Below are 23,513 nucleotides of genomic sequence, written 5' to 3' on the forward strand. Positions count from 1 at the left end.
TCCTCACAAGGTTCCATACCCCATCTCTTACTCTAGCTATTATATGAGGAGCGCCATGCGTATCACTGCACTGTTGTTCATTTCCCTTTTGGCCGGACCAGCCTTCGCACAAGATAAGCCTTCGAATTCGGCGCTACCGGTCCCCACACCGGCAGCCGAACTTGAGCGCCTGAAACCGCTTGCCGGAAAGTGGGTCTGCAAGGGCCAGGTTCCTGGATCGCCCGTCAGGACCTACACTTCCGAAATCACGATCGAGCCCATCCGCGACGGCTTTGCCTACACGGTCGCCTACGATCAGAAGGAGGCGAAGCCTCCCTATTCGGGCGCGTGGACGGTCGCGTGGGATGGTGGACAGAAGAAGCTCGTCTTCTTCTGGCTCGACAATGTCGGCAATGTCGGCGTGGAAACGGCTGGCGATTGGAGCGGCGATACGTTCGTAGCAGAGGGCGTAGGCTTTGTACCGCCGGGCTTCGTGCCAGTAGCCCTCGCGGGCACCGCCGGCTTCCGCGACACATTCACACGCAAGAGCGACGGCGGTATGCACTGGACTGGCGAATTAAAGCTCCACGGCGCGAGCTCGTGGACCATCATCGGCGAAGACGACTGTATTAAGAAGTAAAACGTCTGCGCCCGACGCGTCGCGTTCCAAGCCTGCCAGCCTCTTGGCGCGACGCGGACGGATACGCTGGCCCTCTGCAACGCGCATCAGAGGGTTAGAGCAAAATGCCCCACATCAAGGCCGCCAAGGATCCTTTGCCGTGCCCGCGGCACGCCCGGCCTTTAGATTGTAGACCCTCAATCAACATGATGTGGAACAAAGATCTCTATTGGTTATCTCAAATATCCAATATTTTAGGTTGTGCCGCAGTCTGTAAACCGCAGCGTCGCCCAAGGGCTACGTCTGATGACGGCTGTTACTTGATAGCGACAACGGACGGTCGCAACAGATGAGTATAAAAAATGCGTGTCTACGAACTTAACGGAGCCAACGGCCTCGACAGCGTTAGCCTGACTGAACGACCGAATCCTGAAGCCGTTCGCGGCCAGGTCTTGATCAAGATGAGAGCTTGGTCGCTTAACTTCCGCGACCTGCTCATCATCAACGACAACTACAATGGCTTGAGGCCGAACCATACTATCGCCTTATCGGACGGTGCGGGCGAGGTTATCGCGGTCGGGCCGGACGTCAGCCGATTCAAGGTCGGTGACCGGGTAACTCCCACATTCAGTAGCAGTTGGATTGCCGGGCCGATGACGGCGCAAGATCCGCCGCGTTTCCGCGGTGCGGTCGTAGACGGCGTACTGGCTGAGATTATCGCTTGCGATGAGCGCCATGCCGTCCATGTCCCCGATCATCTCTCGTACCAGGAAGCGGCTTGCTTTCCTTGCGCGGGCGTAACCGCCTTCAACGCGCTATTTGGCGCGCGCCCCGTCCTGAGCGGACAAACGGTGCTCACGCTGGGCACCGGTGGCGTGTCGACCTTTGCCATCCGCTTCGCCAGCGCGGCCGGCGCGCGGGTCATCGCGACCTCCTCGAGCAATGACAAGCTGGAAACCGCGCGCAATCTCGGAGCGGCCGAGATCATCAACTATCAGGCGTTTCCCGAATGGCAGCAGGAAGTTCTGCGGCTGACGGACGGTCGCGGTGTCGACCATGTCGTGGAGGTCGGCGGCGGCGGGACGATCGATCGCTCGGCCGCGAGCGCCGCTGTCGGTGGCCAGATTCATATGATCGGCGCTTTGTCCAGCGGCGCTCTCAGCCCTCGGGCCCTGGTGCCGTGGAAAACACTTCGCGGCGTAATGGTCGGATCCACAGCCGATCATGAGGCCATGAACCGAATGATTCAGCACCACAAAATCCGACCGGTAATCGGCAAGGTTTTCGCCTTCGAGGAAGCCGTCGACGCCTACCGATATCTGGAGTCCGCCTCTCACATTGGCAAAGTCGTGATCGAACTTGGCCAGTAATAGATCTTCGCAACTGCACCAAATGGAGCAAGAAATGACTAATCGCCTCGAAAATAAAACTGTGCTCCTGACGGGTGGCAGCACCGGCATCGGTCGCGACATCGCCAAGCGGCTTGCCAGTGAAGGCGCTGACGTGCTGATCACTGGCCGCCACGAGGACGCGCTCAAGGAGTCGGCAAGCCAGAATGACAAGATCTCCTATCTCGTGGCCGACATCGGTCGCGAAGAGGATGTCGTGCGCACCTTGGCCGAGGTCACGCAGCGCTATGGCAAGCTCGACGTGTTGGTGAACAACGTCGGCATCGCGCCGGCGTCGCCACTGGCGGAAATCGAGCTTGCCCATTTCGACAACGTCTTCCGCGTCAACGTCAGGGGTTTGATTGACACTACTCGGCAAGCCTTGCCCCTGCTGAAGGTCTCCAAGGGGACCATCATCAACATCTCCTCGGTGATCGCGATTCGCCCGATGAAGAACCTTTCAGTCTATTCGGCCAGCAAGGCGGCCGTTACGGCGCTCAGCAAGTCCTGGGCGAAGGAACTGGCCAGCGAAGGGATCCGCGTCAACATCGTCAGCCCCGGCCCCATCCAGACGCCGATCTATGACAAAACCGGCCAGGCGGCGGACGTAAACCAGGACATGACAAATGGCCTGACGCAGGCCACCCCACTCGGCCGCTTTGGCAGGCCGGAGGAGGTGGCCGGAATCGTGGCCCTTCTCGCCTCCCCAGAAGCCAGCTTCGTTACCGGCGCCGAGTATGCCGTCGACGGCGGCTGGGCCGCCTGAGCATTCGGGCAAGATAGGCTACCCATCAACGTTCAAACGGAAGAGACTATGACCTCGAGCCCCACGATGACACTGAATAATGGTGTGCGGATGCCAGCCCTGGGACTCGGGGTCCTCTTCAGCGGCGGTGACGAGACAGCCGGCATGGTGCGGACCGCCATCGAGACCGGCTACCGCCTCATCGACACCGCCGCTGCCTACGGCAATGAAACCAACGTTGGCGAGGGCATTCGCCAGAGCGGCATCGATCGTTCCGAGCTGTTCGTCACGACCAAGCTCTTCCTAGCCGACTATGGCTATGAGGCCGCCCTGCAAGGCTTTGAGACCAGCTTGGCGAAACTGGGTCTCGACTATCTCGACCTCTATCTCCTTCACTGGCCGATTCCGCGTACCTTCGACGCGACACTGGCGTCCTGGCGCGCGCTGGAGAAGCTGCTCGTCGAGGGACGAACACGCGCGATCGGAGTCTGCAACTTCAATCCCGACCATCTGGTCAACCTGATCAAGAACAGCGACGTGGCGCCCGCCATCAATCAGGTCGAGCTTCATCCCTATTTCACGCAGCCAGCGGTGCGGGCTGCCAACAACGAGCATGCCGTCATAACGCAAGCCTGGTCGCCCATTGGCGGGGTGAAGCGCTATTGGGCCAAAGATCCGGCGATCGTGCACGACCCGCTCCATGATCAGGTCATCACGAGAATTGCGGCAAAATACGGAAAGACCGCGGCGCAGATTATTTTGCGCTGGCACCTACAGCACGGAATTTCTGCAATTCCGAAGTCAAGCCGTTCCGAAAGGATCGCAGAAAACATCGACATCTTCGACTTTCAGCTCACACCCGAGGAAATCGATTCCATTGACGCTCTCGACTGCAACGAGCGTGGCGGACCGGACCCGGAGTTGAACGACCTCGAAACGATAAGAAATCGAAGGTCTGCCAGGTGAACGCTCATCAGATTGCTAACGTAAGGCCCTGCCGAGACTGCATCATGAGCTCGTCAACTGCTCTTCAAGCAAATGGACAAAATTAGTCAAAGCGTCCCCATCATGCATTCGGAACCCGCGTGTTCTGGTCTCAGAAACTTGCCAGGACGGGCGCTCTTATTGCTTCGAGTGAACTATATTCCCGCGACGAGGTGTTTCATTGAGAATAGATGCACTTCGAGCGCTCCGATACGTCATCGCGGCAGCCGACTACGGCAGCATGCGACGCGTTGCGCAAGCGCTTGGTGTGCAGGAATCAACCGTCAGCAGAAACATTGCCGCCATCGAGCAATACCTCAATGTCCAACTCTTCGAGCGCAAAAATGATGGCGTTCAGCTTACGGCGGAAGGCAAGGACTGGCTAGCATCGGCGCGTGGACATTTCGACGGCCTAGAGGATGCCCTTATCGAGGCGGCTCAGCGGGACGAGAAAACATCTGTGCTCCGTATTGGGCTGGGCGTGCCGGTTGGCCAGGAGTCTCTATTGCGGCTAGTGGACCGCTTCCGGAATCGATACCCGCACGTCGATGTTTCAATTCGCGATGGAACGGCGTCACAATTGATCGCCGCCGTAAGGCGCCGCCGCCTCGACGTCGCGTTCGTCGATGGCTGCTGCAATGTGAATGCCTGCTCTGCTGAGATGATCTGGCAGGAGGAGCTCTCTGTTCTTCTGCCGGCCGGTCATCACCTCGTACAGCGCGAGACTTTAACATGGGAGGACTTCTCAAATGAGAGGCTCCTCGTGCCGATGGGAGTGGACGGCCCACAAATCGACCCCGCCTCCTTTCGGATCCTTTTCGAGGGAATGGCCGCTCCGGAAATTGAATACTGCCAAGCTGGCCAAGCCACGGTGGCGGTAAAAGTGAAACTCGGAAAGGGTGTTACGCTGGGCGATGTGGGATCAGCTCAATCCATATCGATCGATGGTACAGTGTGGCGCCGGATCACCGGCCGCAATAGCTCCTGCCCAATCAAGGCTGCTTGGTTGGACACAAACCCCGAGCACTACGTCCTCCGCCTCGTTGCGATCGCAAAGGGTATGATGGACCAACACGCCTAGACGGCCAGGACACGGACGCCAATGAGATCGAAAAGATACTGCTTAATTGACCCCGAGTCGGGTGCCGCCGCCGGTGGGGGCGCACCGCCGTGGACGGTACGGGCGAGCGGCCTGGAATTGTGATCAAATGTTCAGATAGGCCCGGATCTTCGAGATAAGCGCTGAACCTTCACCAACGGCGGATGCGACCTGCTTGACGGACCTGGCCCGAACGCCGCCCACCGCGAATATCCCCGGTTGAGACGTTGCATATGGCGAATTAGGGACTGCCGGCCCATTGGAGCCCATCCATTAACGCATCGACGGCGACGCGAAGTTTCATCGGCAGATTTTTCGCGGCAGGCCACACGACGAATGTGTCGAAGGGAATCGTCGGAACATCTTCCAGCAAGGAAATGAGCCGGTTCGTCTCCAGATGATCGCGGATCAGCCAATTGGGGAGGCAGGCGACCCCCATCCCCTTTACGGCAGCGTCTGTGACCGCTTCGTAGCTGTCAAACTGCAAGCGCCATCTCAGTTCGGGCTCGACCGGGCGATCATCGCCTCCTTGGAAGGTCCAGGGAAAAATGTGATCACGGTGCCAATACACCAGCGCCTCGTGCTCGATCAGCGTGGCGAGATCCGTCGGTGTGCCACGAGCGGCCAGATAGCTGGGAGAGGCGCACACCACCTTCCGCAGGCTGACGATCTTTTTCGCTTGGAGAGCGCCACCAGAGCCGGGCGAGTGATGGCGGATTGCGAGATCAAACCCGTCGCCGATGAGATCAACCACCTGGTCGCTCAAATGGATATCCAATTCCAGCTTGGGATGTTGAGCCGCGAGTTCCAGCAGAATTGGTGTCACGCAGTAGCGACCGAACAGCAGCGGCATGGCGATCTTGAGTCTTCCGGCAACCTCACGGCGCCCAGACTCCAGCAGCGCCGCGCCAATCTTCAGCTCCTCCAACGCCCGCAAGCAGCGTTCGTAATAGATCTGTCCGTCTTCGGTGAGGCTCTGACTGCGCGTGGTGCGATGGAACAGGCGAACGCCCAATCGGGACTCAAGACGAGCAATGGTCTTGCCGACGGCCGAGCGAGACAGCGCCAAGCGCTCGGCCGCACGAGAGAATCCTCCCGCTTCGGCCGCCTCTACGAAGACCCCAATTCCATCCAAACTATCTCTCATAGACCACTCGCGTAGACGCCGGGATTTGCGAACGGAAAGGCCGAAAGTGACCCTGTATTGCTATCGGCTCGATTCACGCTCGCCACCCGGCGATCGGATGCTTCGATTGTGTCGCGATCAGCGCCCACTTCGCTGCGCAAAGAATTTGTTGGCGACTGTCGCGGCTTCAACCGCATTGCTCCATCCCGCGTAGAAGGCGGTGTGACCGAGCAGTTCACCGATCTCCTCTTTCGTTACACCCTTCATGACGGCGCGGTTCATGTAGATCGGCAAGAATGTAAACTGTCCCAGCGCGCAGAGCACCGCAATTGTCGCCAGTCCTCGGTCGCGCGGCGCGAGACCTGGCCGCAGCCAGATCTCATGGTAGAGTAGATTGTCGGTGAAATGCTGCAAAGCGCCGGAGATAGGAGCAACATTCTCCTGGATGTATGCGACGCGTGCACTCTCATCTGGAAGCGCCTCTTCGATTGGGAGAAGCTTCGGCGACACTTCCTGCAGACCCTCAACGCCGATCCCGCGCTGCGTGAAGATGTCGTGCAGTACCCCGTTTGCAGCTAACGCGTAAGGCCAGCTTGCATAGAACGCAACGTGAGTGATCAGTTCCGAAACTTCTGCCGGCTTCAATCCACTATCAAGAGCCTTTGTGAAATAGTGCGGAAGCGCACCAATGCTGTTTCGTGAAATCAGCGTAGACAGCGTCACAATCGACCTATCGCGCGGCGAGAGACCTGGCCTATGCCAGAGGTCGCCCACGATTTGCTCCTGAGTGTACTTCATTAATAAGGATGCGCGGGACTCGTTCATCGTCGAGTGAAGTGCGTTGAGAGGGGCCGGGGACTCGGTCATGAACGGGAGTTCTCCAAGGGTCGGAAAGAAAGCAGCGCCCTGATCGCCAACAGCAATCATCCGCCTTAAATTGCAAAGGGGCCGCAACACACCGAGCGTGGCCTGGCAGAGCAATCAGGCGCTGAAATATTGCAAATCATGTTAGTGTAGAATTCTGACCGCCGGTGGCGATATATTTTCACCACGCTGTAGATTCGAAGCCTACAATCCGCCTGCGTGCACCCGCACAGCGGCAAGAATTGTAGACGCAGTGGCTACTCGTTGACGATGAAATTTCCACACTGTCGTCATCCAGTCTCCAGTATCATGAATGCGCATGGCCAACCTGCCCCTCTGAAGGTGCGTTCTCTGAAACGTTGACGCGATCTACGCGCACTCCGGAGATCTGTGGGCCACACAAGCGAACTCGATATATAAGGTGGACTAAACGGCATGAAGATAGCGATCGTATATGACAGCGGCTACGGGCACACAGCCAAACAGGCTGACGCTGTAGCGCAAGGCGTAGCCAGGGTGGCGGGTGTCGAAGCCAAGCTTATTGCAGTCGCTGACAGCGAAATTGACTGGGACGAACTTGAAGCCTGCGACGGAATCATCTTTGGTTCACCTACATACAACGGGCTGATCAGCGCACGCCTCAAGGCGTTCATGGAAGCCTCGACCCGGCCTGCGTGGTTCCCGCAAAAGTGGCGCAACAAGACCGCCGCCGGCTTTACCAACTCGGGCGCCATGCACGGCGACAAGCTCAATTCTCTGGTATCGATGGCTCTGTTTGCAGCCCAGCATGGCATGATCTGGATCGGCCTCGATATCTTTCCTGGCAAGAGTAACGGCGAACTCAATCGGGTCGGAGGCTGGCTCGGCGCGATGGCTCAGTCGAACGATGAATCACCGGAGCTTTCACCAATCGAGAGCGATCTGCTGACGGCGGCCTATCTCGGTCAACGTGTAGCCGAGATCACTTCGCAATTCCGCAAAGGCGTGACCGCCTAGACTGCGGCCGCCGCGAGACGAGTACGCTCCTCGTCCACCTTTCTGCCCCTCGCTCGCTACCAACTCCTTTCAGAGCCAAAATCAGGCGCAGGGGCAGAAAGACGTCTAGCCGGATGAATTCAGGAGACTTTCGATGACGATCCTTCAGAGAACATTTCCCATCAATGCGGATACGAACATTCCGGCGGTCGGATTCGGAACCTTTTTGGTTTCCCCGAACGACGCGCCGGACGCTGTGCGCGCCGCCATCACCGTCGGATATCGTCATGTCGATACGGCGGCGGTCTATCAGAATGAGGAGGCGGTCGGTGCGGGTATCCGCGCAGGCCTGGAAAGCACCGGGCTGTCCCGCCAAGATATGTTCGTGACCGCCAAGCTGTGGCCAGGCCATCCCGAGCATACGGCCACCCAATGTGACGCCAGCTTAGCGCGCCTCGGACTGAGCTACGTCGATCTCTATCTGATCCATTCGCCACAGGGCGGTCGCGAACGCTTGGCCCAATGGCGTGCTCTCCTCGAACTCAAGCGCATCGGAAAGGCGCGGGCGGTCGGAGTCAGCAACTTCCGCCAAAAGCATCTTGAAGAAATCAAGGCGGCCGGCCTTCCGATGCCGGAAGCCAATCAGGTCGAGCTTCATCCCTGGTCGCAGAAACCCGATCTCGTCGCTTACATGCGGGCGAACGGCATCGCTCCGATCGCGTATAGCAGCCTTGCTCCGCTATCGACATGGAGGTCTAAGCCTGGACAGAGCAGCGCGAAGACCGAAGAGATGAAGCGAGACGATGGCGTCTTCGCAACAATCGCTCAAAAATATTCGGTCACGGAGGCCCAGCTTCTCCTAAAGTGGGGCGTTCAGAATGGCTATGCAGTGCTTCCCAAGAGCCTCAATCCAGAGCGCATGCGGCAGAACATCGACCTCGATGGTTTTTCGATCGACGACCAGGACATGGAGCTGATCAGCACCTTGGACCGCGGCGATGGGATCGCTTGGTCATCTGGCGACCCGAGCCTCGTTGATTGACCGTACACTGTTCTCGACCGGCGACATTCATTGCACGCGCGGGACACATCGGCTGAAGGTGCATCGAGCACCTCTATCTCCGTGCCAACCACCATCCCGGGCGAGCAGTCCCATGACTCCCATTGTCGGTGAAACGCAGTTATTCTTCGTCGATCTCCAACCAGCGATTATCGCAAACAGTCGCACCAACCCGCCAGCCGCCCTTTCATCGGCAGTCGCGGTCCTGGCCGTGGCCGGAGAGTTGCTTGGTCTGCCGATGACCTTTGCACTGGTGCCAGACTCGCGGGGACCCGGGACGCTAATTCCCGAACTTGAGCTATTCGCGACAGAAGCCAATAGCTTTCAACGGACCATCGCCAGTCCATTTCTCAAAGGCGAGATCGTCCAGTCCCTCGCGGTTCATAAACGTCGAACCCTCGTTATAGCCGGCTGTTCTACGGAGGTGGCGGTCCTCCAGACCGCGCTCGACGGCCTCGCGGCAGGGTATGAAGTGATTGTTCCGGTCGACGCAATCGGCAGCCGATCCCAGCGGACCGAAAGTGCTGTTCTTCGCCAGATGGAAAACGCCGGCGCCACGGTGACCTGTGTCCGAAGCATTCTGATGAGACTGGCACCTGATGTCGCAACCCGCCCTGGCGCCGAGATATTACGCCTTCTTCGAGAACTGGAAGAAAACTAGACCACGCTGTGCAGAGAAAGAGGCTTCACGGCGGACTTATGATTGATCTCATGCACTCCGTCCGATTTGCACGCTGCGATACGCTATTGCCGCACGTATGCCTGTGACCTCTTCACTTTCCAAGACCTATCGCTTTCTATTTCAGGCAGAGAAATCGGTAGGAGATTTAAATGACTCCTGCGTCTGCTAGCGCACCACTGCGCCGAACGATTCGACGGCAACAGTTGCGCGAAATGATCCCGCTCGCCGACAGCACAATTTACGAAATGGAACAACGCGGAGAGTTCCCGCAGCGTTTCGCGCTTTCCGCGAGATGTATCGTGTGGGACCCGGCAGAAGCCGAGGCATGACTGCAGGCGCGACGCACGACGCCAGTTAGGCGCGCCCCGCACCCAGACGTCACCAAGCGAAGGCACGACCGATCAAGAGGATGGAATAGCATCTGCGGTTGGAAACGCTGAGCCTATCTTCACTTCACGGCCGAATGCCCCAGAAACCCTCTTGTGCGTTTCTTGCGCCATGTCTACGGCCACCGGACCCGAGCTGGCGACCTCTCCAGAGCAAGCCATTGTAGACGCTCGATCTACTGGCTGGGGAAAACTTCTCGCCACTGACAACCGCGCCTCCCCATTATACTGGCGCTCAAAGGGCAGAAGATTGTGGGGTCCTGAAGGCGGTGCAGCAACGCGCCTGGTGTCCATGGCTTCTGCCGAAATCCGGCGGAATTCAGCTCTATGCGCGACAACTCTCCCACAGATGTTATTCAAATCGACCGGCGGCGTCTGATCCAATCCACTGCATTGCTTGCAGGTGGTTTCATGCTGAGCCTTTCGGCTCCTGTAAGGGCCGCGCAGTTGGTCGGAGCCGCGACAAAGGAAGTGCCCGCAGGCGAGATCGCGCTCAACGCATGGGTTCGCGTGCAATCAGACAACACAGTCACCATCATCCTCAGCCAAGCCGAGATCGGGCAAGGCATCAGCACAACTTTGCCCGCTACTCTCGTGGATGAACTCGGCGCGGACTGGGCGAACGTCCGGCTGGAAAATGCACCCTACGACCCCGCCTACGCCAATCCCTTGTTCAAGTGGATGTTCACTGGCAACAGCATGAGCATCCAGACCTTCTACGACATCATGCGCACCGTCGGGGCAAGCGCACGGGAAATGCTGCTCGCGGCGGCGAGCCAGACCTGGGGTCTTCCGGCATCCGAAATGAAGACCGAGCAAAGCTTCGTCATCCATATGCCGAGCGGAAGGCGCGCGTCGTTCGGAGAGCTGGCCGCCTCAGCCGCGAAGATTACCCCGCCCGAAAAACCCAAGCTCAAGGAGGATGCCGAACTCAAGCTCGTCGGCCGATCGCTGGCGCGGGTCGACGTACCATCCAAGGTGGATGGCTCGGCCGTCTTCGGGATCGATTTCAAGGTCCCTGGCATGCTCAATGCTGCGGTGCGGACCGGCGCAGCTTTCGGATCCCAGCTCGAGCTCAACAATCGCGACGCGCTGCTGCGGATGCCCGGCGTCGTCGCGGTCGTTCCAATCGACGGAGGCTTCGCCGTTGTCGCCGACACCTACTGGCATGCACGCAGCGCGATGCTCAAGGCCGACACGACGACCAAGAATCCCGCGTCTGCTGCAAAGATCAACACCGAAGCCCTAAGCGAAGCTTACAAGGACCGGCTGAATTCCGGCCCCTTCGCGACGCCCGTAAATGAGGGCGACGCTCCCGCGCATGTTGCCGCGGCAAAGAAACGGATCGAGCGGGACTATGAGAACCCGTTCCTTGCTCATGCCACCATGGAGCCAATGAACGCTGTCGCGCATACGACGGACGATCATTGCGTCGTCTGGGCCCCGACAGCCGGTCAGAACCTCGCATGGTACCAACTGCAAGCTGCGCTCGGATTCAAGGGCGAGCAGGTCGAAGTCAACCGAACACCCTATATGGGCGGTGCCTTCGGTCGCCGGTCACAGGCCGATTTCATCGTACAGGCGGCGCTGATTTCCCGCGCGGTAAAGGCCCCGGTCAAAGTCCTCTGGGACCGCGAAGAGGACATGCACAGGGATGCCTTCCGCCCTGCGACCTCCGTGAGATTGACGGCAGCACTGGATAAGGAAGGGTTTCCAGAGGCTATCGTTGCTCGTGTTGTGTCACCGACCATTATCAGCGCGGTCAATCCGGCACTCGTCGATCAGGTTAAGCAAAGCCGCATCGACCCCTTTTGCATCGAGGGCATGAAGGAATGCCTCTACGCGATCGAGCATCGCCACGTAGATTTCCATCTGCTCGAGGTGGGCGTTCCGACATCGACCATGCGGACGACGGGCTATGGTCCGAACATTTTCGCGCTTGAAAGCTTCATCGACGAGTTGGCCGGCGTGGCGGGCCAGGACCCCTATGCATATCGACGTCACCTTCTGCGATCGAATGCCAAGGCGCTGAAGGTCCTCGATCGCGCCGCAGAACTCAGCAATTGGGGGAAGCCTCTCCAAAAAGGTCAAGGTCGCGGCATCGCTTTTGCCTTGGCCTTCGGCTCGCTCATTGCCCAGGTCCTTCAGGTTCACGTCCGCGGCGACCAAGTCAAGGTCGAGCGCGCGACCTCCGTTGTCGATCCCGGTCGGGTGTTCGATCCCGGCATTTCCGCCGCCCAGATCGAAGGCGGCACCATTTTTGGGCTGGCCGGGTGCAAGTCGGAAGTGACGTTCGCGGACGGTGCAGTCCGCCAAACCAACTTCGACACCTATGCCATGCCCTATCTTGGCGAAAGCCCGATGCTAATCACCGAATTCATTGAGGGCGGCGGTCCCCTAGGGGCGATGGGTGAGGTCAGCCCTGTGGTGACAGCCCCCGCTCTCGCCAACGCAATCTTTGCGGCCACCGGCAAGCGTTTGCGCGCAATGCCGCTGTCTCGAAACAATCTGCAACTTGCCTAACGACGACGGGGGCCCCGATCATGAAATTCACCGTAAACGGCCACGACGTCGATATCGATGCTCCCCCTGACGAACCGTTGCTTTGGGTCATCCGGGAGTTGGTCGGGCTGACAGGCACGAAATTCGGCTGCGGCATTGGCGCGTGCGGAGCGTGCACGGTTCACGTGGATGGCGAGTCCGTGCGCTCGTGCACCTACCCGGCCGCGCTGCTCGAAGGCAAGCACGTCACCACGATCGAGGGACTCTCGCCGGACCGCTCCCACCCCGTGCAGGTCGCGTGGGTCCAACACCAGGTTCCTCAATGCGGCTACTGCCAATCGGGGATGATCATGTCGGCGGCGGCCCTTCTCCAGAAGATTCCACACCCCAGTGACGAGGATATCAGCCAGGGCATCACCAACGTATGCCGCTGCGGGACCTACGCGCGCGTCCGGCCGGCAATCCACACTGCGGCAAACCTCGCAGCGAAGGGCAAGTCATGACCACTCTCGGACGATCCTTCGCGTACTGGATCTTCGGCGCATGTGCGATCAGTGCCGTGGCTGTGGCGATCGCGGCGGCGGCCGCACCTCCGCCGTCCACCAAGCGGGAAGACGGCTTGGCGCAATGGCGGGTGATGGAATCCGTGATGATGAGCCCGCGCTGCTCCAACTGTCACACGCACACGGATTTTCCCCGCCAGGGTGATGATCGACACCGGCATAACTTCGAGATCGTGCGCGGTCCTGACGGGTTCGGCGTGCCCGGCGCGCAATGCGCGATGTGCCACCACGATACGAACTCCGATGCATCTGGCGTCCCTGGAGCTCCTGGATGGCATCTGGCACCCCGGTCGATGCAATGGGAGCGGGCACCAGGTGTGCTCATGACCGGCCATGAGCTTTGCATGCTGATGAATGATCAAAGCCGGAATGGTCATCGCACGGCCGAACAACTGATCGAGCACAACGCAACGGAGCATCTCGTCTTGTGGGCATGGTCACCAGGCAAGCGAGCTGACGGAACCGAGCGCCAGACGCCGCCGGTGAGTCACGATGCATTTGTTGCGGCAACACGGGCGTGGGCCAAAGCTGGATCGCCTTGCCCTTGAGAGTTCGTCGACCCGCAATATCCTTGAGACGCACCGACGTAAAACCACCGCCATGCGGAGGCGCCTCGCCGCGCAGCTTCGGTGCAGCACGCACTAAACAAGCCGCATTTGCCTTATCCGTCCTTTGCCTGTTTGCACATCCGCAGAGCGCTCTGGCACAAGAGCAAAGCGACCAGCCAGCGACACCCCAACTGCCGGCCATATTATTCAACCGATGGCAGGAAGATTGGTCGGTGCTCGCGGACCCGCGCGTTCCGCGCCAGCCGTTCGACGACCTCAAATACATTCCCCTATCCGATACCGATCCGCAGACGTATCTCTCCTTCGGCGCGAACACGCGGGATCGATTTGAGTCCAACAATGCGCAAGGGTTCGGCGTCGGCACCAATCGCGGCCAGAATTTTGTCATCAGTCGCAACGAATTTCATGCCGACCTTCGCGTCGCAGATCAGTTGCAGATTTTTGTTCAGCTCCAGAGCGACTTTGCCCCGTGGAAGGACAAGCCGCTACCCATCGACCAAAATCGTCTGGATCTTGAGCAGGCTTTCGTTGCACTTACTGAGCCGGTCGGGGACGGAACACTAAGGTTTCGACTCGGGCGCCAGCAAATCGGGTTCGACCTGCAGCGCTTTGTGTCCGTGCGAGATGGGCCGAACGTCCGCCAATCTTATGACGCCGCCTGGGCCGAGTACGAAACCGGTCCATGGCGTTATGAGCTTCTATATAGCCTCCCGGTCCAAACGCGGGACGGCGCAGCGTTCGACGACTATAGTGGCGTCAATCATCAGACCTTCGCGGGGATGCGCGTAGAGCACAAGCTATCCGAATCCACAAACATCAGTGCCTACTACGCGAAATTTACGCAAGCGGATGGCCGTTTCCCAAACGCGGTCGGTGATGAGCGCCGAGATATTTTCGATGTCCACGTCGGCGGCCAGGCCAATCACATCGACTGGGACTTGGAGGCGATGAACCAAACGGGTCGCATCGGCTCTCGCAATATCGAGGCCTGGGCGTTTGGAGCAATCGCAGGCTACACAATTGCCGATATGTTTTGGACACCCAGATTGGGGATCCAAATCGACGCTGCATCGGGCGACAGCAAGTCGGCTGGAGAGGACTTCGGCACTTTCAATCCTCTATTTCCTAACGGCGCCTATCTCATGCTCGCTGGATACACAGGTTACTCGAACCTCGTCCACGTGAAGCCTTCACTCACGCTCTATCCCACCTCATCGTTGAAGGTGATGTTGGCTGCCGCGGCCCAATGGCGTGAGAACACGGCCGACGCAATCTACACCTATCCGGTCGTGCCCGTGCCGAACACGGCTGGGCGTCCTGGAGCGTACACAGGAAGTTACGGCCAGATACGACTCGACTGGACGGTAGATCGCGCGACGACCGTGGCAGTCGAGGCCGTACATTTTGCGATCGGCGACGCCTTGCGAAATGCGGGCGCTCACGACGCGAACTATGTTGGTGTCGAGTTCAAGCATGGGTGGTAGCCGCTGCCTAACGCAGCGGCGTTTTCGCTCGACCGGCCAACTGGCTATGACCAACGATCTGGCTGAGGATCGAAACTGCCAGGGAATCTGGATCACGAGTCGAAGGGATCAATCCCAGCGGAGCGACAAGCCGAGAAATATTGCTCGCAGAGACGCCGCTCGCGCGAAGAATCTCGACGCGCTTTTCGTGTGTCCGCTTGCTGCCCATCGCCCCAACAAAGAAAGCATCGCTCTCCAGCGCCTGGCCGAGAAGCTCCGGTTCCCAATCATGGTCGTGGAAAAGCAGGACGGCGGCGGTGTGCCGGTCGGCCATAAAATCAGGCGTCCGCCTCGGCCCCTGCAGCTGGCGAGCCCACAGGCCTCTGCGCATAACTTCGTCTGCCACGCGCGCGTCAGGCGTCAGCACCGCTACGTCGGCGCCGAATGTGCCCGCCAGAGCGGCAAGAGAAATTGTCTCCTCCCCATGGCCAACGATTTGCAATCTAAGATCAGGATCATGGCGAACCAGATATCCTTGGTCTCTCCAACCTGTTCGATCTTCGGACGCACTGAGGACGGCTGACATTTCACCTTCTTGCGTTAGCAGCAACGACACGGAGTGACGCGCCGCAAGTAGGTCATGGGCTACACCAAGCGCGTCTAGCGCGGGGTTGGGCACGAAGAGCAGGTCCAAGCCGCCGCCACATGGAAGCCGTATGTCAATGTAGCGCGAGCCAGCGCCGAAACGAATGAGTTCGGCACGGCCGCTTGCAATGATGCGCTTCGCTTCTCCCACTACTGCCGCCTCAACACACCCGCCAGAGAGCGAACCCCACCAGGCACCAGTCTCACTTACCGCCATGTGTGTTCCGGCAGTTCGGGACGAAGCGCCCTCGACGCCGGTAATGGTAACTAGGGCCGTGCTCTCTCCGCGATCAGCGGCATTCATCAGGAAGCGGAATACTGAGCGAGCTTTCTTCATGCGCTCGTCGCCCTCTCAGATTCGGAGAGAAGCGCAATTTCCGAGGCGGCGGTAACTCCAGTCGAAAAAGGGCTTCCGTGCAGGGTCAGCAACGGGCGGAGAATACCGCGACTCTTGGCCGTTTTGGGTATCACCAACCGCAAGCAGAGCTCGAACCATCAATTGTACGCGCATCGCATCCATGATCTCCGTTGGCGGGCCAGGTCCACCTCGTGCGTGCAGGAGCCGCTGGACATGCGCGCGACAGCTCGGAGATCGACAATTCACCTTTCACGGGTGATATTAATGTAGAAACCTTACCGACAGCAGCGATTTGTTTTCCGCAGCAAGGAGAATAGGATTCTACAATCGTGCAATTGGATGCGGGTTGGTCGCCGCTATTTGTACCAAACAAACCCGCCGATATGCCGCCGCGGATATCCGTTTTCCCTACGCCAAGCGGATGGGCCTTCTAAAGAGCTCGCAAGTTCTGCATGAATGTCCGTGCACAGGCATGAGGCAGCGGGCAATGGCCGCCAATCTCTGTCCAAGGCGTCGTTGAGCGGCATATACACGCCGTTCCGCATCCAACATCCAAATTTGATCGGCGACGAGGCCGATTACGTTGCCACGCGGGAGACAGCTATGACTGAAAGTAAATTCCTCACGCCCGAAGAAGTGTCCGAACGCTATCGTGGTGGCGTTTCTGTCGGCACACTTCGAAACTGGCGGGTGATGCGAGTGGGTCCCTCGTTCGTGAAAATCGGCAAAGCGGTTCTTTATCCGGTCGGTGAACTTGATTCGTGGGACGAAAGAAATAAGGTGCAGTGCCGTGCGTCAAAGGCTGTCACCATGACGAATGGTGATGAAGCGTGACGATCACGATCGGACACTGGCAGCATGTCCCAGTCTCAGCCCCCAACGTCGGGCATAGGCTATATTTTCCTTAGATTTATCAATAACTTGCCAAGAGAAGAGGCCTGGTGCACAACCATCCATCGGGAGACCCAACTCCGTCCCGCGCGGATATCGAGATGACCAAGACAATCATCGACACCGCCAAGCCTTTGGGCATCACCGTTCACGATCATGTTATCATTGGGAAAAACGGCCATGTCAGCTTCCGCGCGTTGCGGCTGATTTGAAATTGTCGCACGCGCGATAATCAAATACTTCAATTTTATAATATATATTTTTGATTTTATTTAATTATTTTTAGATTCTGGTTCTTGCGATCTTGGCGAAATATCCCGAAATCGTCATCGCGATCACTCCTTTCATTTTTCAGCTCGGCGTCAGGATGATCTGGCAGAAGGATCGCCACATCCTGCCAGCAGGTTCGCTGGCGGAAGCTGTTGTTTGATTTGGCCTATTCGCCTGCATGCGTGGCCATCTGGAGATCGAATGCCGAAGATGTCGCCCGTGCTTGCCAATCGCCTCCTTCGTATCGGTCGCGGCGCGCTTGTTACGGCGGGCGCTTTTCTGGTGGTCGCCGGCGGCTTCTATGCCCACATGCTCTGGACGACAAACTTCCATCCGGTCATCGTCGGCGAACTGTACCGCTCCTCGCAGCCGTCGGCCACCAACATCGCCGAGTTCCAGAAGCAATACGGCATCAAGACCATTATCAACCTGCGTGGCGACAATAGTGGGCACCATTGGTACGATAAGGAAGTTGCCGAGGCGAAAGAGCTCAACATCAACCATATCGATTTCCACATGTCTTCCGGCCGAGAGCTGACACAGGCGCAGGCCGCGCAGCTTGTCGAAATCATGCGCGATGCGCCGAAGCCGATTCTCATTCATTGCCAGGCCGGCGCCGACAGAACCGGCCTTGCCTCGGCGCTTTACCTTGCTGCCATTGCCAAGACCAATGAGGCTACCGCAGAAGGCCAGATGTCGATCATCTACGGTCATCTGCCATTCTCCTTCACGCGCGCCTACGCCATGAACCGGACATTCGAGAAGCTGGAACCCTGGCTCGGCTTCTCTGCCTCCTGATATCTGGCTCCTGATCTCAGACGTTTCCTGTTAGATAATCTGTAACATTGAGCAGCTACCGGTTGACGGAGCATGTTGCATTGCGACATTGATTCCCTATTCCAGTCAGCCGAGGCTTCCCGATGGACCAATTCGATCTTCTAGTCGTGGGTAGCGGCCCTGCCGGCCGCAGGGGCGCTATCCAAGCCGCCAAACTCGGCAAGAGGGTGCTCGTGATCGAGCAAGGCAAGCGCGTTGGCGGCGTTTCTGTCCACACCGGCACCATTCCCTCCAAGACGCTGCGCGAAACCGCGCTCAACCTCTCCGGCTGGCGCGAGCGCGGCTTCTACGGTCGCGCCTACCGCGTCAAGCAGGAGATCAGCGCGGAAGATCTGCGGCGTCGTCTGCTGATCACGCTCGACCATGAAGTCGAGGTGCTGGAACACCAGTTCGCGCGCAATCGCGTTCAACATATTCGCGGCAAGGCAAGCTTCGTCGATCCGCAGACCATGCAGGTCGTCAAGGATGATGGCGAAGTCGTCACGGTCACCGCGGCAAGCATTCTGCTTGCCGTGGGCACCAAGCCGTTTCGTCCGGATTATATGCCCTTCGATGGCAAGACGGTTCTCGACAGCGACGAGCTGCTTGATATCGAGGAATTGCCCCGGTCGATGGTTGTCATCGGCGCCGGCGTCATCGGCATCGAATATGCGACCATCTTCAGCGCGCTTGACACGCAAGTGACGCTGATCGATCCGAAGTCGACCATGCTTGATTTTATCGACAAGGAGATCGTCGAAGACTTCACCTATCAGCTGCGCGATCGCAACATGAAGCTGCTGCTCGGCCAGAAGGCTGAGAAGGTGGAGCGCCTGCCGAATGGCAAGGTGGAACTGACGCTCGACAACGGCCGCCGCCTGACCACCGACATGGTTCTCTTCGCCGCCGGCCGCATGGGTGCGACCGATACACTTAATCTCCCCGCCGCCGGCCTTGAGGCCGACGCCCGCGGCCGCTTGAGCGTCAATCCGGAAACCTTCGCCACCAAGGTCCCGCATATCTTTGCGGCAGGCGATGTCGTCGGCTTCCCGAGCCTTGCTTCCACCTCGATGGAACAGGGCCGCATCGCCGCCCGCGTCGCTGTCGGCGCGATCGCCAAGGAGCCGCCGAAATACTTCCCCTATGGCATCTACGCCGTGCCGGAAATTTCGACCTGCGGCCTTTCCGAGGAAGAAGTCAAGGAAAGGCATATCCCTTATGAATGCGGCATTGCCCGCTTCCGCGAGACCTCGCGCGGCCACATCATGGGCCTCGACACGGGCCTGTTGAAAATGATCTTCTCGCTGAAGACCCGCCGCCTCCTCGGCGTCCACATCGTCGGTGAAGGTGCGACCGAGCTCGTGCACATCGGTCAGGCCGTGCTGAACCTCAAGGGCACTGTCGAATATTTCGTCGAAAACACCTTCAACTATCCGACACTCGCCGAAGCCTACAAGATTGCGGGCCTCGATGCCTGGAATCGTATGGGCGACATCAAGTCGGAGCTCTAGGCACCATGAAGCTCACGCCAGGTGACAGCGTTGAGCTTCATGCTAAGGCTTCGATCAGGGGTAAGATTTCGACGAATGTATCGATGCGGTACTTCGGCGATGGCAGCATGTCCGGCCAAGACGTACCGGCACCATAAAATATGCCCTTCATTCCAGCGGCTTCCGCGCCCCTGACATCGGCCTCCGGGTTGTCGCCGACAAAGATGCAGCACGCCGGCACTACGCCCAGACGTTCGGCGGCGAGCTGGAAAATGCCAGGGTCTGGCTTGCGTAAGCCGACATCTTCCGAAATGACAACAAGATCGACGGCATCCCTAAGACCAGTGATATCAATTTTTGCGGACTGAACATCGGTGTGGCCATTGCTGATGATGGCTGTCTTCAAACCATGTGCCCGCAGCGCAATCAGCATCTCAAGAGCGCCAATCGACGGTCTGGCGAAAGATGGATATCGCATTTGAAAATCGGAAAGCAAAAGAGCTCCGGACTCATTGCTCATGCCTAAGGTCGCCGCCAATCGCGGGTAAAGTTTTTGTTTGTCGAGGAAACCTTCCTTCTCCAGAGCAAAGAAGGTTGCCTGAAAAGTCTGAAGCGCTACGCCCTTTAGTTGATCTTCCAGTCGCCTGAACTGATCTGGTAGAAATGCCATCAAGGCGGCGCGACGGTCGATAAGAGTTTCATCAAGGTCAAACATTGCAGCTTCAATCAAGCTCGGCCTCCATCCCATCCTATCGTGCCACGTTTCCAGATAGAGCTTCTCACACTGGAAAGAAACGGCCATTGCAACCGGATGGCTTTTTAGCACTGAAGACAGTGTCTGGAACCGCATGGGCGATATCAAGCCGGAACTCCAGACGAGACAATATTGACCATGCAGGTAGGGCTCATTACTCTGTCGGCATGATGAGCATTTTCAACATCGCTTCGGTCTTCTTCATAAGCCGCTGATCCGGTGGCTTTCAGCCAAATGAAGACGAGACCGCCTCAGCGGCTAGGACGCCGCCGGCCGGTCTATGCTGAAACAGTCGTATTCCCCAATAAGAAGGGCGAGATACGACGCGATGATTGAGAGAGATTTCATGCCATCCAAGGACCAGTACCCGGCCGCGCTTTCCCGCGCACAGCTGAACGATTTCATCGAACATGGTTTTGTACGCATCGATGATGCGTTTTCTGAGGAACAAGCTGCCGAAGCTCGTGCCATCATGTGGCGCGATATCCCCTGCAGTGAACACGATCCGGCGAGTTGGAGATTTCCTGTCGTCCGGTTGCCGGGCTATGGCGGCGAGCCATTCCGCACCATCGCCAACATGCCCGTACTACACGCTGCCTTCGACCAGCTAGTCGGACCTGGGCGATGGCTGCCGCGGGACGGTCTCGGCACCTTCCCGGTGCGCTTTCCACACCCCGACGATCCCGGTGACGCCGGCTGGCATGTCGATCTTAGCTTTCCCGGTGACGACTGTGATCCGAATGAGCAAAGCGACTTCTCCGCCTGGCGTGTGAATGTCACTTCGCGAGGGCGTGCGCTGCTTACGCTGTTCCTGTTTTCAGATATCAGTGAAGACGATGCGCCGACCCGCATCCGCGTCGGTTCCCATATGGAGATGGCACGCTACCTCGAGCCGGCGGGAGAGCAAGGTCGTTCTCATATGATGCTCGAGCACATGGGAGCCGACCGCCCGCAGGCACTGGCGACGGGAAAAGCGGGCACGGTCTACATCTGCCATCCCTTCCTTGTTCATGCCGCCCAGAAGCATCGAGGCACCAGGCCGCGCTTCATGGCGCAGCCTTCGATCGGGCTCGCCGAGCCTTGTCGATTGGAACGACCTGATGGCGCCTATAGCCCGGTCGAGATCGCCATCCGCCGCGCACTCGGTAAGGAATAGCGTATGAGCCAATAAGCGTGGCCCCTCACCCCAGCCCTTTCCCCGCCTGCGGAGAGAGGGAGGCAATCATGCGTGAAAACAAAAAAGCCCCGCCGTTTCGGCGGGGCTTAATTTCAGTCCGGAAGAAAACCGATTATTCGGCGCTGTCTTCAGCAGCCTTCTTCTTCGGAGCGGCCTTCTTCTTCGGAGCGGCAGCTTCTTCGCCTTCGGCGGCGGCTTCGGTTGCTTCAGCCTTGGCGGCAGCCTTCTTCTTCGGAGCGGCCTTCTTGGCAGCCGGCTTGTCTTCTTCTTCGTCGTCGGCCAGCAGCGCTTCCTTGGAAACGGTCTTGTCTGTGACGTTCACTTCGGTCAGCAGGTGATCGATGACCTTTTCTTCGAAGATCGGCGCACGCAGGTTGGCGGAAGCGCCGGGCGTGTTGCGGAAGAATTCCAGGATTTCCTTTTCCTGGCCCGGGAACTGCTGGAGCTGGGCATAAAGCGCGCGCTGCAGTTCATCTTCGCTGACTTCGACGCCGGCCTTTTCGCCGATTTCGGAGAGAACGAGGCCGAGGCGAACGCGACGCTCAGCAAGCTTGCGGTATTCTTCGCGAGCCTTCTCTTCGGTGGTGTCTTCGTCTTCGAAGGTCTTGCCGGATTCGCTGAGATCGGTCTCGATCTGACGCCAGATGCTGGCGAATTCAGCGTCGACAAGCTTCTGCGGGGTGTCGAACTGGTACATTTCGTCGAGCTGGTCGAGGATCTGACGCTTGACCTTCTGGCGGGTGACCGAGCCATACTGGCTTTCGATCTGGCCGCGAACGATCTCCTTCAGGCGATCGGCAGATTCGAGGCCGAGCTTGGAAGCGAGTTCGTCGTTGATTTCGACTTCGCCGGGTGCTGCAACTTCCTTGACGTTGATGTCGAAGGTGGCTTCCTTGCCAGCGAGGTTCTTGGCCGGATAGTCGGCCGGGAAGGTTACGGTGATGACCTTCTCATCGCCAGCCTTGACACCGACGAGCTGCTCTTCGAAGCCCGGGATGAAACGGTTGGAGCCGAGAACGAGCTGCGAATCTTCGTCCTTGCCGCCGTCGAAGGCAACGCCGTCGACCTTGCCGAGGTAGTCGATGGTGACGCGGTCGCCGTTGGCAGCCTTGCCCTTCTTGGCTTCGTAGCTACGAGCGCTTTCAGCGATCTTGAGGATCTGCTCGGTGACTTCGTCTTCGCCGATTTCAGCGACTTCGCGGGTGACCTTGATGCCGCCTACCGGCTTCAGTTCGATCGCCGGGATGACTTCGTAAGACAGCGTGAATTCGAAGTCGGCCTGGGCGGAGAGGATCTTTTCTGCCTCATCCTGGTCTTCCGTCATGGCGATTTCCGGCTGGGTAGCCGACTTTTCGCCGCGCTCGGTCAGGATCGCCGGCGGCTGGTCGCGAACGATTTCGTTGACCAGATCGGCCATGATCGACTTGCCGTAGACCTTCTTCAGGTGCGAGACCGGAACCTTGCCCGGGCGGAAGCCGTTGATGCGGACCTTGTCCTTGACCTCGGCCAGGCGCTCGTTCATGCGCACTTCCATGTCTTTGGCCGGGATGACCACCTTGATTTCGCGCTTCAGCCCTTCAGCGAGCGTTTCGATAACCTGCATTGTCCTACCTTCATTCATGGCGGCCGTGCCCAGACAGCCGTTCGTTTCGATGAGCACGACGCCGGAAAATCCCGAGCGTGGCTTGGATGCAATTCTCTTTCACCTTGCAAGAGCGCCGCGCATTCGAACGAACGCGCAAAAGGCAGCTCTATCCCGTCACGAGCCAAAACATCTTATCCACTTTCCTCATCGAAAGCGGGATGCTTTGGGCAAGATGCGCGTCCTGCGGCATATCGGAAGACAGACTTCTTCAGCCTCCCCCCGTCCACAAGACAGTGTTGGTGCGGGTAGAGAGACTTGAACTCCCACGCCTTGCGGCACCAGAACCTAAATCTGGCGTGTCTACCAATTTCACCATACCCGCGTTCCCAAAACCGCATGGCGAATGCCTGCCCATGGGGCCTTCCGGAGCGCGGCGTCTCTATATCACCCGTTTTAAACCACGCAAAGGAAAAATGACGGTTCCGCGACGACGCTTAAAGCTTATCGGAGCTCTTCACGCAGA

Annotated in this window: 23 protein-coding genes, 1 tRNA gene and 1 pseudogene; 19 read left to right on the forward strand and 6 right to left on the reverse strand. The window is 58.5% G+C overall.

What is annotated here, in order from left to right; all coding sequences use genetic code 11:
* Positions 1-55 precede the first annotated feature (55 nt).
* The 5 genes from AC13Q5_RS01725 (at position 56) to AC13Q5_RS01745 (ending at position 4,796) form a co-directional block, all read left to right on the forward strand.
* Positions 56-619, forward strand: a complete 564-nt coding sequence (locus tag AC13Q5_RS01725) for a DUF1579 family protein (RefSeq protein ID WP_488500707.1) — start codon at positions 56-58, stop codon at positions 617-619.
* Positions 620-960: 341 nt separating this feature from the next.
* Positions 961-1,968, forward strand: a complete 1,008-nt coding sequence (locus tag AC13Q5_RS01730; protein WP_488500708.1) for a zinc-dependent alcohol dehydrogenase family protein — start codon at positions 961-963, stop codon at positions 1,966-1,968.
* Positions 1,969-2,002: 34 nt separating this feature from the next.
* Positions 2,003-2,752, forward strand: a complete 750-nt coding sequence (locus AC13Q5_RS01735; protein WP_488500709.1) for an SDR family NAD(P)-dependent oxidoreductase — start codon at positions 2,003-2,005, stop codon at positions 2,750-2,752.
* A gap of 66 nt (positions 2,753-2,818) precedes the next feature.
* Positions 2,819-3,697, forward strand: coding sequence for an aldo/keto reductase (locus AC13Q5_RS01740; protein ID WP_488500710.1), 879 nt, complete (start codon positions 2,819-2,821; stop codon positions 3,695-3,697).
* A 199-nt stretch (positions 3,698-3,896) separates the two neighbouring features.
* Positions 3,897-4,796 (forward strand): LysR family transcriptional regulator, encoded by a 900-nt coding sequence (locus AC13Q5_RS01745; RefSeq protein WP_488500711.1) that lies wholly within the window; start codon positions 3,897-3,899, stop codon positions 4,794-4,796.
* Positions 4,797-5,055: 259 nt separating this feature from the next.
* Here the strand turns inward: AC13Q5_RS01745 and AC13Q5_RS01750 are convergent, their stop codons facing one another.
* A complete protein-coding gene (locus AC13Q5_RS01750; protein ID WP_488500712.1) occupies positions 5,056-5,961 on the reverse strand; it encodes a LysR substrate-binding domain-containing protein in 906 nt (301 codons plus the stop codon).
* A gap of 117 nt (positions 5,962-6,078) precedes the next feature.
* A complete protein-coding gene (locus AC13Q5_RS01755) occupies positions 6,079-6,807 on the reverse strand; it encodes a carboxymuconolactone decarboxylase family protein (protein WP_488500713.1) in 729 nt (242 codons plus the stop codon).
* 432 nt (positions 6,808-7,239) lie between these two features.
* On the opposite strand from AC13Q5_RS01755, the gene AC13Q5_RS01760 reads away from it, so the two are divergent.
* The 8 genes from AC13Q5_RS01760 (at position 7,240) to AC13Q5_RS01795 (ending at position 15,025) form a co-directional block, all read left to right on the forward strand.
* The gene (locus AC13Q5_RS01760; protein ID WP_488500714.1) at positions 7,240-7,800 is read left to right on the forward strand and encodes a flavodoxin family protein; all 561 of its coding nucleotides are present in this window, start codon (positions 7,240-7,242) and stop codon (positions 7,798-7,800) included.
* A gap of 133 nt (positions 7,801-7,933) precedes the next feature.
* Entirely contained in the window at positions 7,934-8,821 is an 888-nt protein-coding gene (locus tag AC13Q5_RS01765; RefSeq protein ID WP_488500715.1) for an aldo/keto reductase family protein, read from the forward strand.
* Between the two features lie 112 nt (positions 8,822-8,933).
* Positions 8,934-9,500 (forward strand): isochorismatase family protein, encoded by a 567-nt coding sequence (locus AC13Q5_RS01770; protein WP_488500716.1) that lies wholly within the window; start codon positions 8,934-8,936, stop codon positions 9,498-9,500.
* A gap of 233 nt (positions 9,501-9,733) precedes the next feature.
* Positions 9,734-9,850, forward strand: coding sequence for a helix-turn-helix transcriptional regulator (locus AC13Q5_RS01775; protein WP_488501155.1), 117 nt, complete (start codon positions 9,734-9,736; stop codon positions 9,848-9,850).
* Between the two features lie 468 nt (positions 9,851-10,318).
* Positions 10,319-12,430, forward strand: a complete 2,112-nt coding sequence (locus tag AC13Q5_RS01780; RefSeq protein WP_488500717.1) for a xanthine dehydrogenase family protein molybdopterin-binding subunit — start codon at positions 10,319-10,321, stop codon at positions 12,428-12,430.
* 17 nt (positions 12,431-12,447) lie between these two features.
* A complete protein-coding gene (locus tag AC13Q5_RS01785; RefSeq protein WP_488501156.1) occupies positions 12,448-12,912 on the forward strand; it encodes a (2Fe-2S)-binding protein in 465 nt (154 codons plus the stop codon).
* The gene (locus AC13Q5_RS01790) at positions 12,909-13,520 is read left to right on the forward strand and encodes a hypothetical protein (protein ID WP_488500718.1); all 612 of its coding nucleotides are present in this window, start codon (positions 12,909-12,911) and stop codon (positions 13,518-13,520) included. Before AC13Q5_RS01785 ends, AC13Q5_RS01790 begins: the two co-directional genes overlap by 4 nt.
* Before the next feature lie 23 nt (positions 13,521-13,543).
* Complete coding sequence (locus AC13Q5_RS01795) at positions 13,544-15,025, forward strand: alginate export family protein (RefSeq protein ID WP_488500719.1); 1,482 nt, start codon at positions 13,544-13,546, stop codon at positions 15,023-15,025.
* 7 nt (positions 15,026-15,032) lie between these two features.
* On the opposite strand, the gene AC13Q5_RS01800 is transcribed toward AC13Q5_RS01795, so the two are convergent.
* A complete protein-coding gene (locus tag AC13Q5_RS01800; RefSeq protein ID WP_488500720.1) occupies positions 15,033-15,986 on the reverse strand; it encodes an XdhC family protein in 954 nt (317 codons plus the stop codon).
* A 624-nt stretch (positions 15,987-16,610) separates the two neighbouring features.
* On the opposite strand from AC13Q5_RS01800, the gene AC13Q5_RS01805 reads away from it, so the two are divergent.
* From AC13Q5_RS01805 to sthA, 5 genes and pseudogenes are all read left to right on the forward strand, one after another.
* On the forward strand, positions 16,611-16,841 hold the full coding sequence (locus AC13Q5_RS01805; protein ID WP_488500721.1) for a helix-turn-helix transcriptional regulator: 231 nt from the start codon (positions 16,611-16,613) through the stop codon (positions 16,839-16,841).
* Positions 16,842-16,945: 104 nt separating this feature from the next.
* Positions 16,946-17,110: pseudogene (locus AC13Q5_RS01810) on the forward strand (JAB domain-containing protein); the annotation flags it as partial.
* A 92-nt stretch (positions 17,111-17,202) separates the two neighbouring features.
* Positions 17,203-17,328: a hypothetical protein gene (locus AC13Q5_RS01815; RefSeq protein ID WP_457882349.1), complete on the forward strand. Its 126-nt coding sequence runs from the start codon at positions 17,203-17,205 to the stop codon at positions 17,326-17,328.
* Between the two features lie 41 nt (positions 17,329-17,369).
* Positions 17,370-17,966: a dual specificity protein phosphatase family protein gene (locus tag AC13Q5_RS01820; protein ID WP_075852471.1), complete on the forward strand. Its 597-nt coding sequence runs from the start codon at positions 17,370-17,372 to the stop codon at positions 17,964-17,966.
* A gap of 122 nt (positions 17,967-18,088) precedes the next feature.
* On the forward strand, positions 18,089-19,495 hold the full coding sequence (gene sthA, locus AC13Q5_RS01825) for a Si-specific NAD(P)(+) transhydrogenase (RefSeq protein ID WP_075852470.1): 1,407 nt from the start codon (positions 18,089-18,091) through the stop codon (positions 19,493-19,495).
* Between the two features lie 37 nt (positions 19,496-19,532).
* Here sthA and AC13Q5_RS01830 read toward each other — a convergent pair whose 3' ends face one another.
* Entirely contained in the window at positions 19,533-20,204 is a 672-nt protein-coding gene (locus AC13Q5_RS01830; protein WP_488500722.1) for an HAD family hydrolase, read from the reverse strand.
* Between the two features lie 370 nt (positions 20,205-20,574).
* Here AC13Q5_RS01830 and AC13Q5_RS01835 point away from each other — a divergent pair, with 370 nt between their 5' ends.
* Positions 20,575-21,384, forward strand: a complete 810-nt coding sequence (locus tag AC13Q5_RS01835; protein ID WP_488500723.1) for a phytanoyl-CoA dioxygenase family protein — start codon at positions 20,575-20,577, stop codon at positions 21,382-21,384.
* Between the two features lie 133 nt (positions 21,385-21,517).
* On the opposite strand, the gene tig is transcribed toward AC13Q5_RS01835, so the two are convergent.
* Positions 21,518-23,008, reverse strand: a complete 1,491-nt coding sequence (gene tig, locus AC13Q5_RS01840) for a trigger factor (RefSeq protein WP_075852468.1) — start codon at positions 23,006-23,008, stop codon at positions 21,518-21,520.
* 279 nt (positions 23,009-23,287) lie between these two features.
* Positions 23,288-23,372, reverse strand: a tRNA-Leu gene (locus AC13Q5_RS01845).
* Positions 23,373-23,513: the final 141 nt, after the last annotated feature.

This window comes from Martinezella sp. CNPSo 3964, from assembly GCF_057784375.1.

Excerpts from the sequence above, each read along its gene's own strand:
- AC13Q5_RS01725 (WP_488500707.1), top strand. The coding sequence starts at position 56 with ATGCGTATCACTGCACTGTTGTTCATTTCCCTTTTGGCCGGACCAGCC.
- AC13Q5_RS01730 (WP_488500708.1), top strand. The coding sequence starts at position 961 with ATGCGTGTCTACGAACTTAACGGAGCCAACGGCCTCGACAGCGTTAGC.
- AC13Q5_RS01735 (WP_488500709.1), top strand. The coding sequence starts at position 2,003 with ATGACTAATCGCCTCGAAAATAAAACTGTGCTCCTGACGGGTGGCAGC.
- AC13Q5_RS01740 (WP_488500710.1), top strand. The coding sequence starts at position 2,819 with ATGACACTGAATAATGGTGTGCGGATGCCAGCCCTGGGACTCGGGGTC.
- AC13Q5_RS01750 (WP_488500712.1), bottom strand. The coding sequence starts at position 5,961 with ATGAGAGATAGTTTGGATGGAATTGGGGTCTTCGTAGAGGCGGCCGAA.
- AC13Q5_RS01755 (WP_488500713.1), bottom strand. The coding sequence starts at position 6,807 with ATGACCGAGTCCCCGGCCCCTCTCAACGCACTTCACTCGACGATGAAC.
- AC13Q5_RS01760 (WP_488500714.1), top strand. The coding sequence starts at position 7,240 with ATGAAGATAGCGATCGTATATGACAGCGGCTACGGGCACACAGCCAAA.
- AC13Q5_RS01765 (WP_488500715.1), top strand. The coding sequence starts at position 7,934 with ATGACGATCCTTCAGAGAACATTTCCCATCAATGCGGATACGAACATT.
- AC13Q5_RS01770 (WP_488500716.1), top strand. The coding sequence starts at position 8,934 with ATGACTCCCATTGTCGGTGAAACGCAGTTATTCTTCGTCGATCTCCAA.
- AC13Q5_RS01775 (WP_488501155.1), top strand. The coding sequence starts at position 9,734 with ATGATCCCGCTCGCCGACAGCACAATTTACGAAATGGAACAACGCGGA.
- AC13Q5_RS01780 (WP_488500717.1), top strand. The coding sequence starts at position 10,319 with ATGCTGAGCCTTTCGGCTCCTGTAAGGGCCGCGCAGTTGGTCGGAGCC.
- AC13Q5_RS01790 (WP_488500718.1), top strand. The coding sequence starts at position 12,909 with ATGACCACTCTCGGACGATCCTTCGCGTACTGGATCTTCGGCGCATGT.
- AC13Q5_RS01800 (WP_488500720.1), bottom strand. The coding sequence starts at position 15,986 with ATGAAGAAAGCTCGCTCAGTATTCCGCTTCCTGATGAATGCCGCTGAT.
- AC13Q5_RS01805 (WP_488500721.1), top strand. The coding sequence starts at position 16,611 with ATGACTGAAAGTAAATTCCTCACGCCCGAAGAAGTGTCCGAACGCTAT.
- AC13Q5_RS01820 (WP_075852471.1), top strand. The coding sequence starts at position 17,370 with ATGCCGAAGATGTCGCCCGTGCTTGCCAATCGCCTCCTTCGTATCGGT.
- sthA (WP_075852470.1), top strand. The coding sequence starts at position 18,089 with ATGGACCAATTCGATCTTCTAGTCGTGGGTAGCGGCCCTGCCGGCCGC.
- AC13Q5_RS01835 (WP_488500723.1), top strand. The coding sequence starts at position 20,575 with ATGCCATCCAAGGACCAGTACCCGGCCGCGCTTTCCCGCGCACAGCTG.
- tig (WP_075852468.1), bottom strand. The coding sequence starts at position 23,008 with ATGCAGGTTATCGAAACGCTCGCTGAAGGGCTGAAGCGCGAAATCAAG.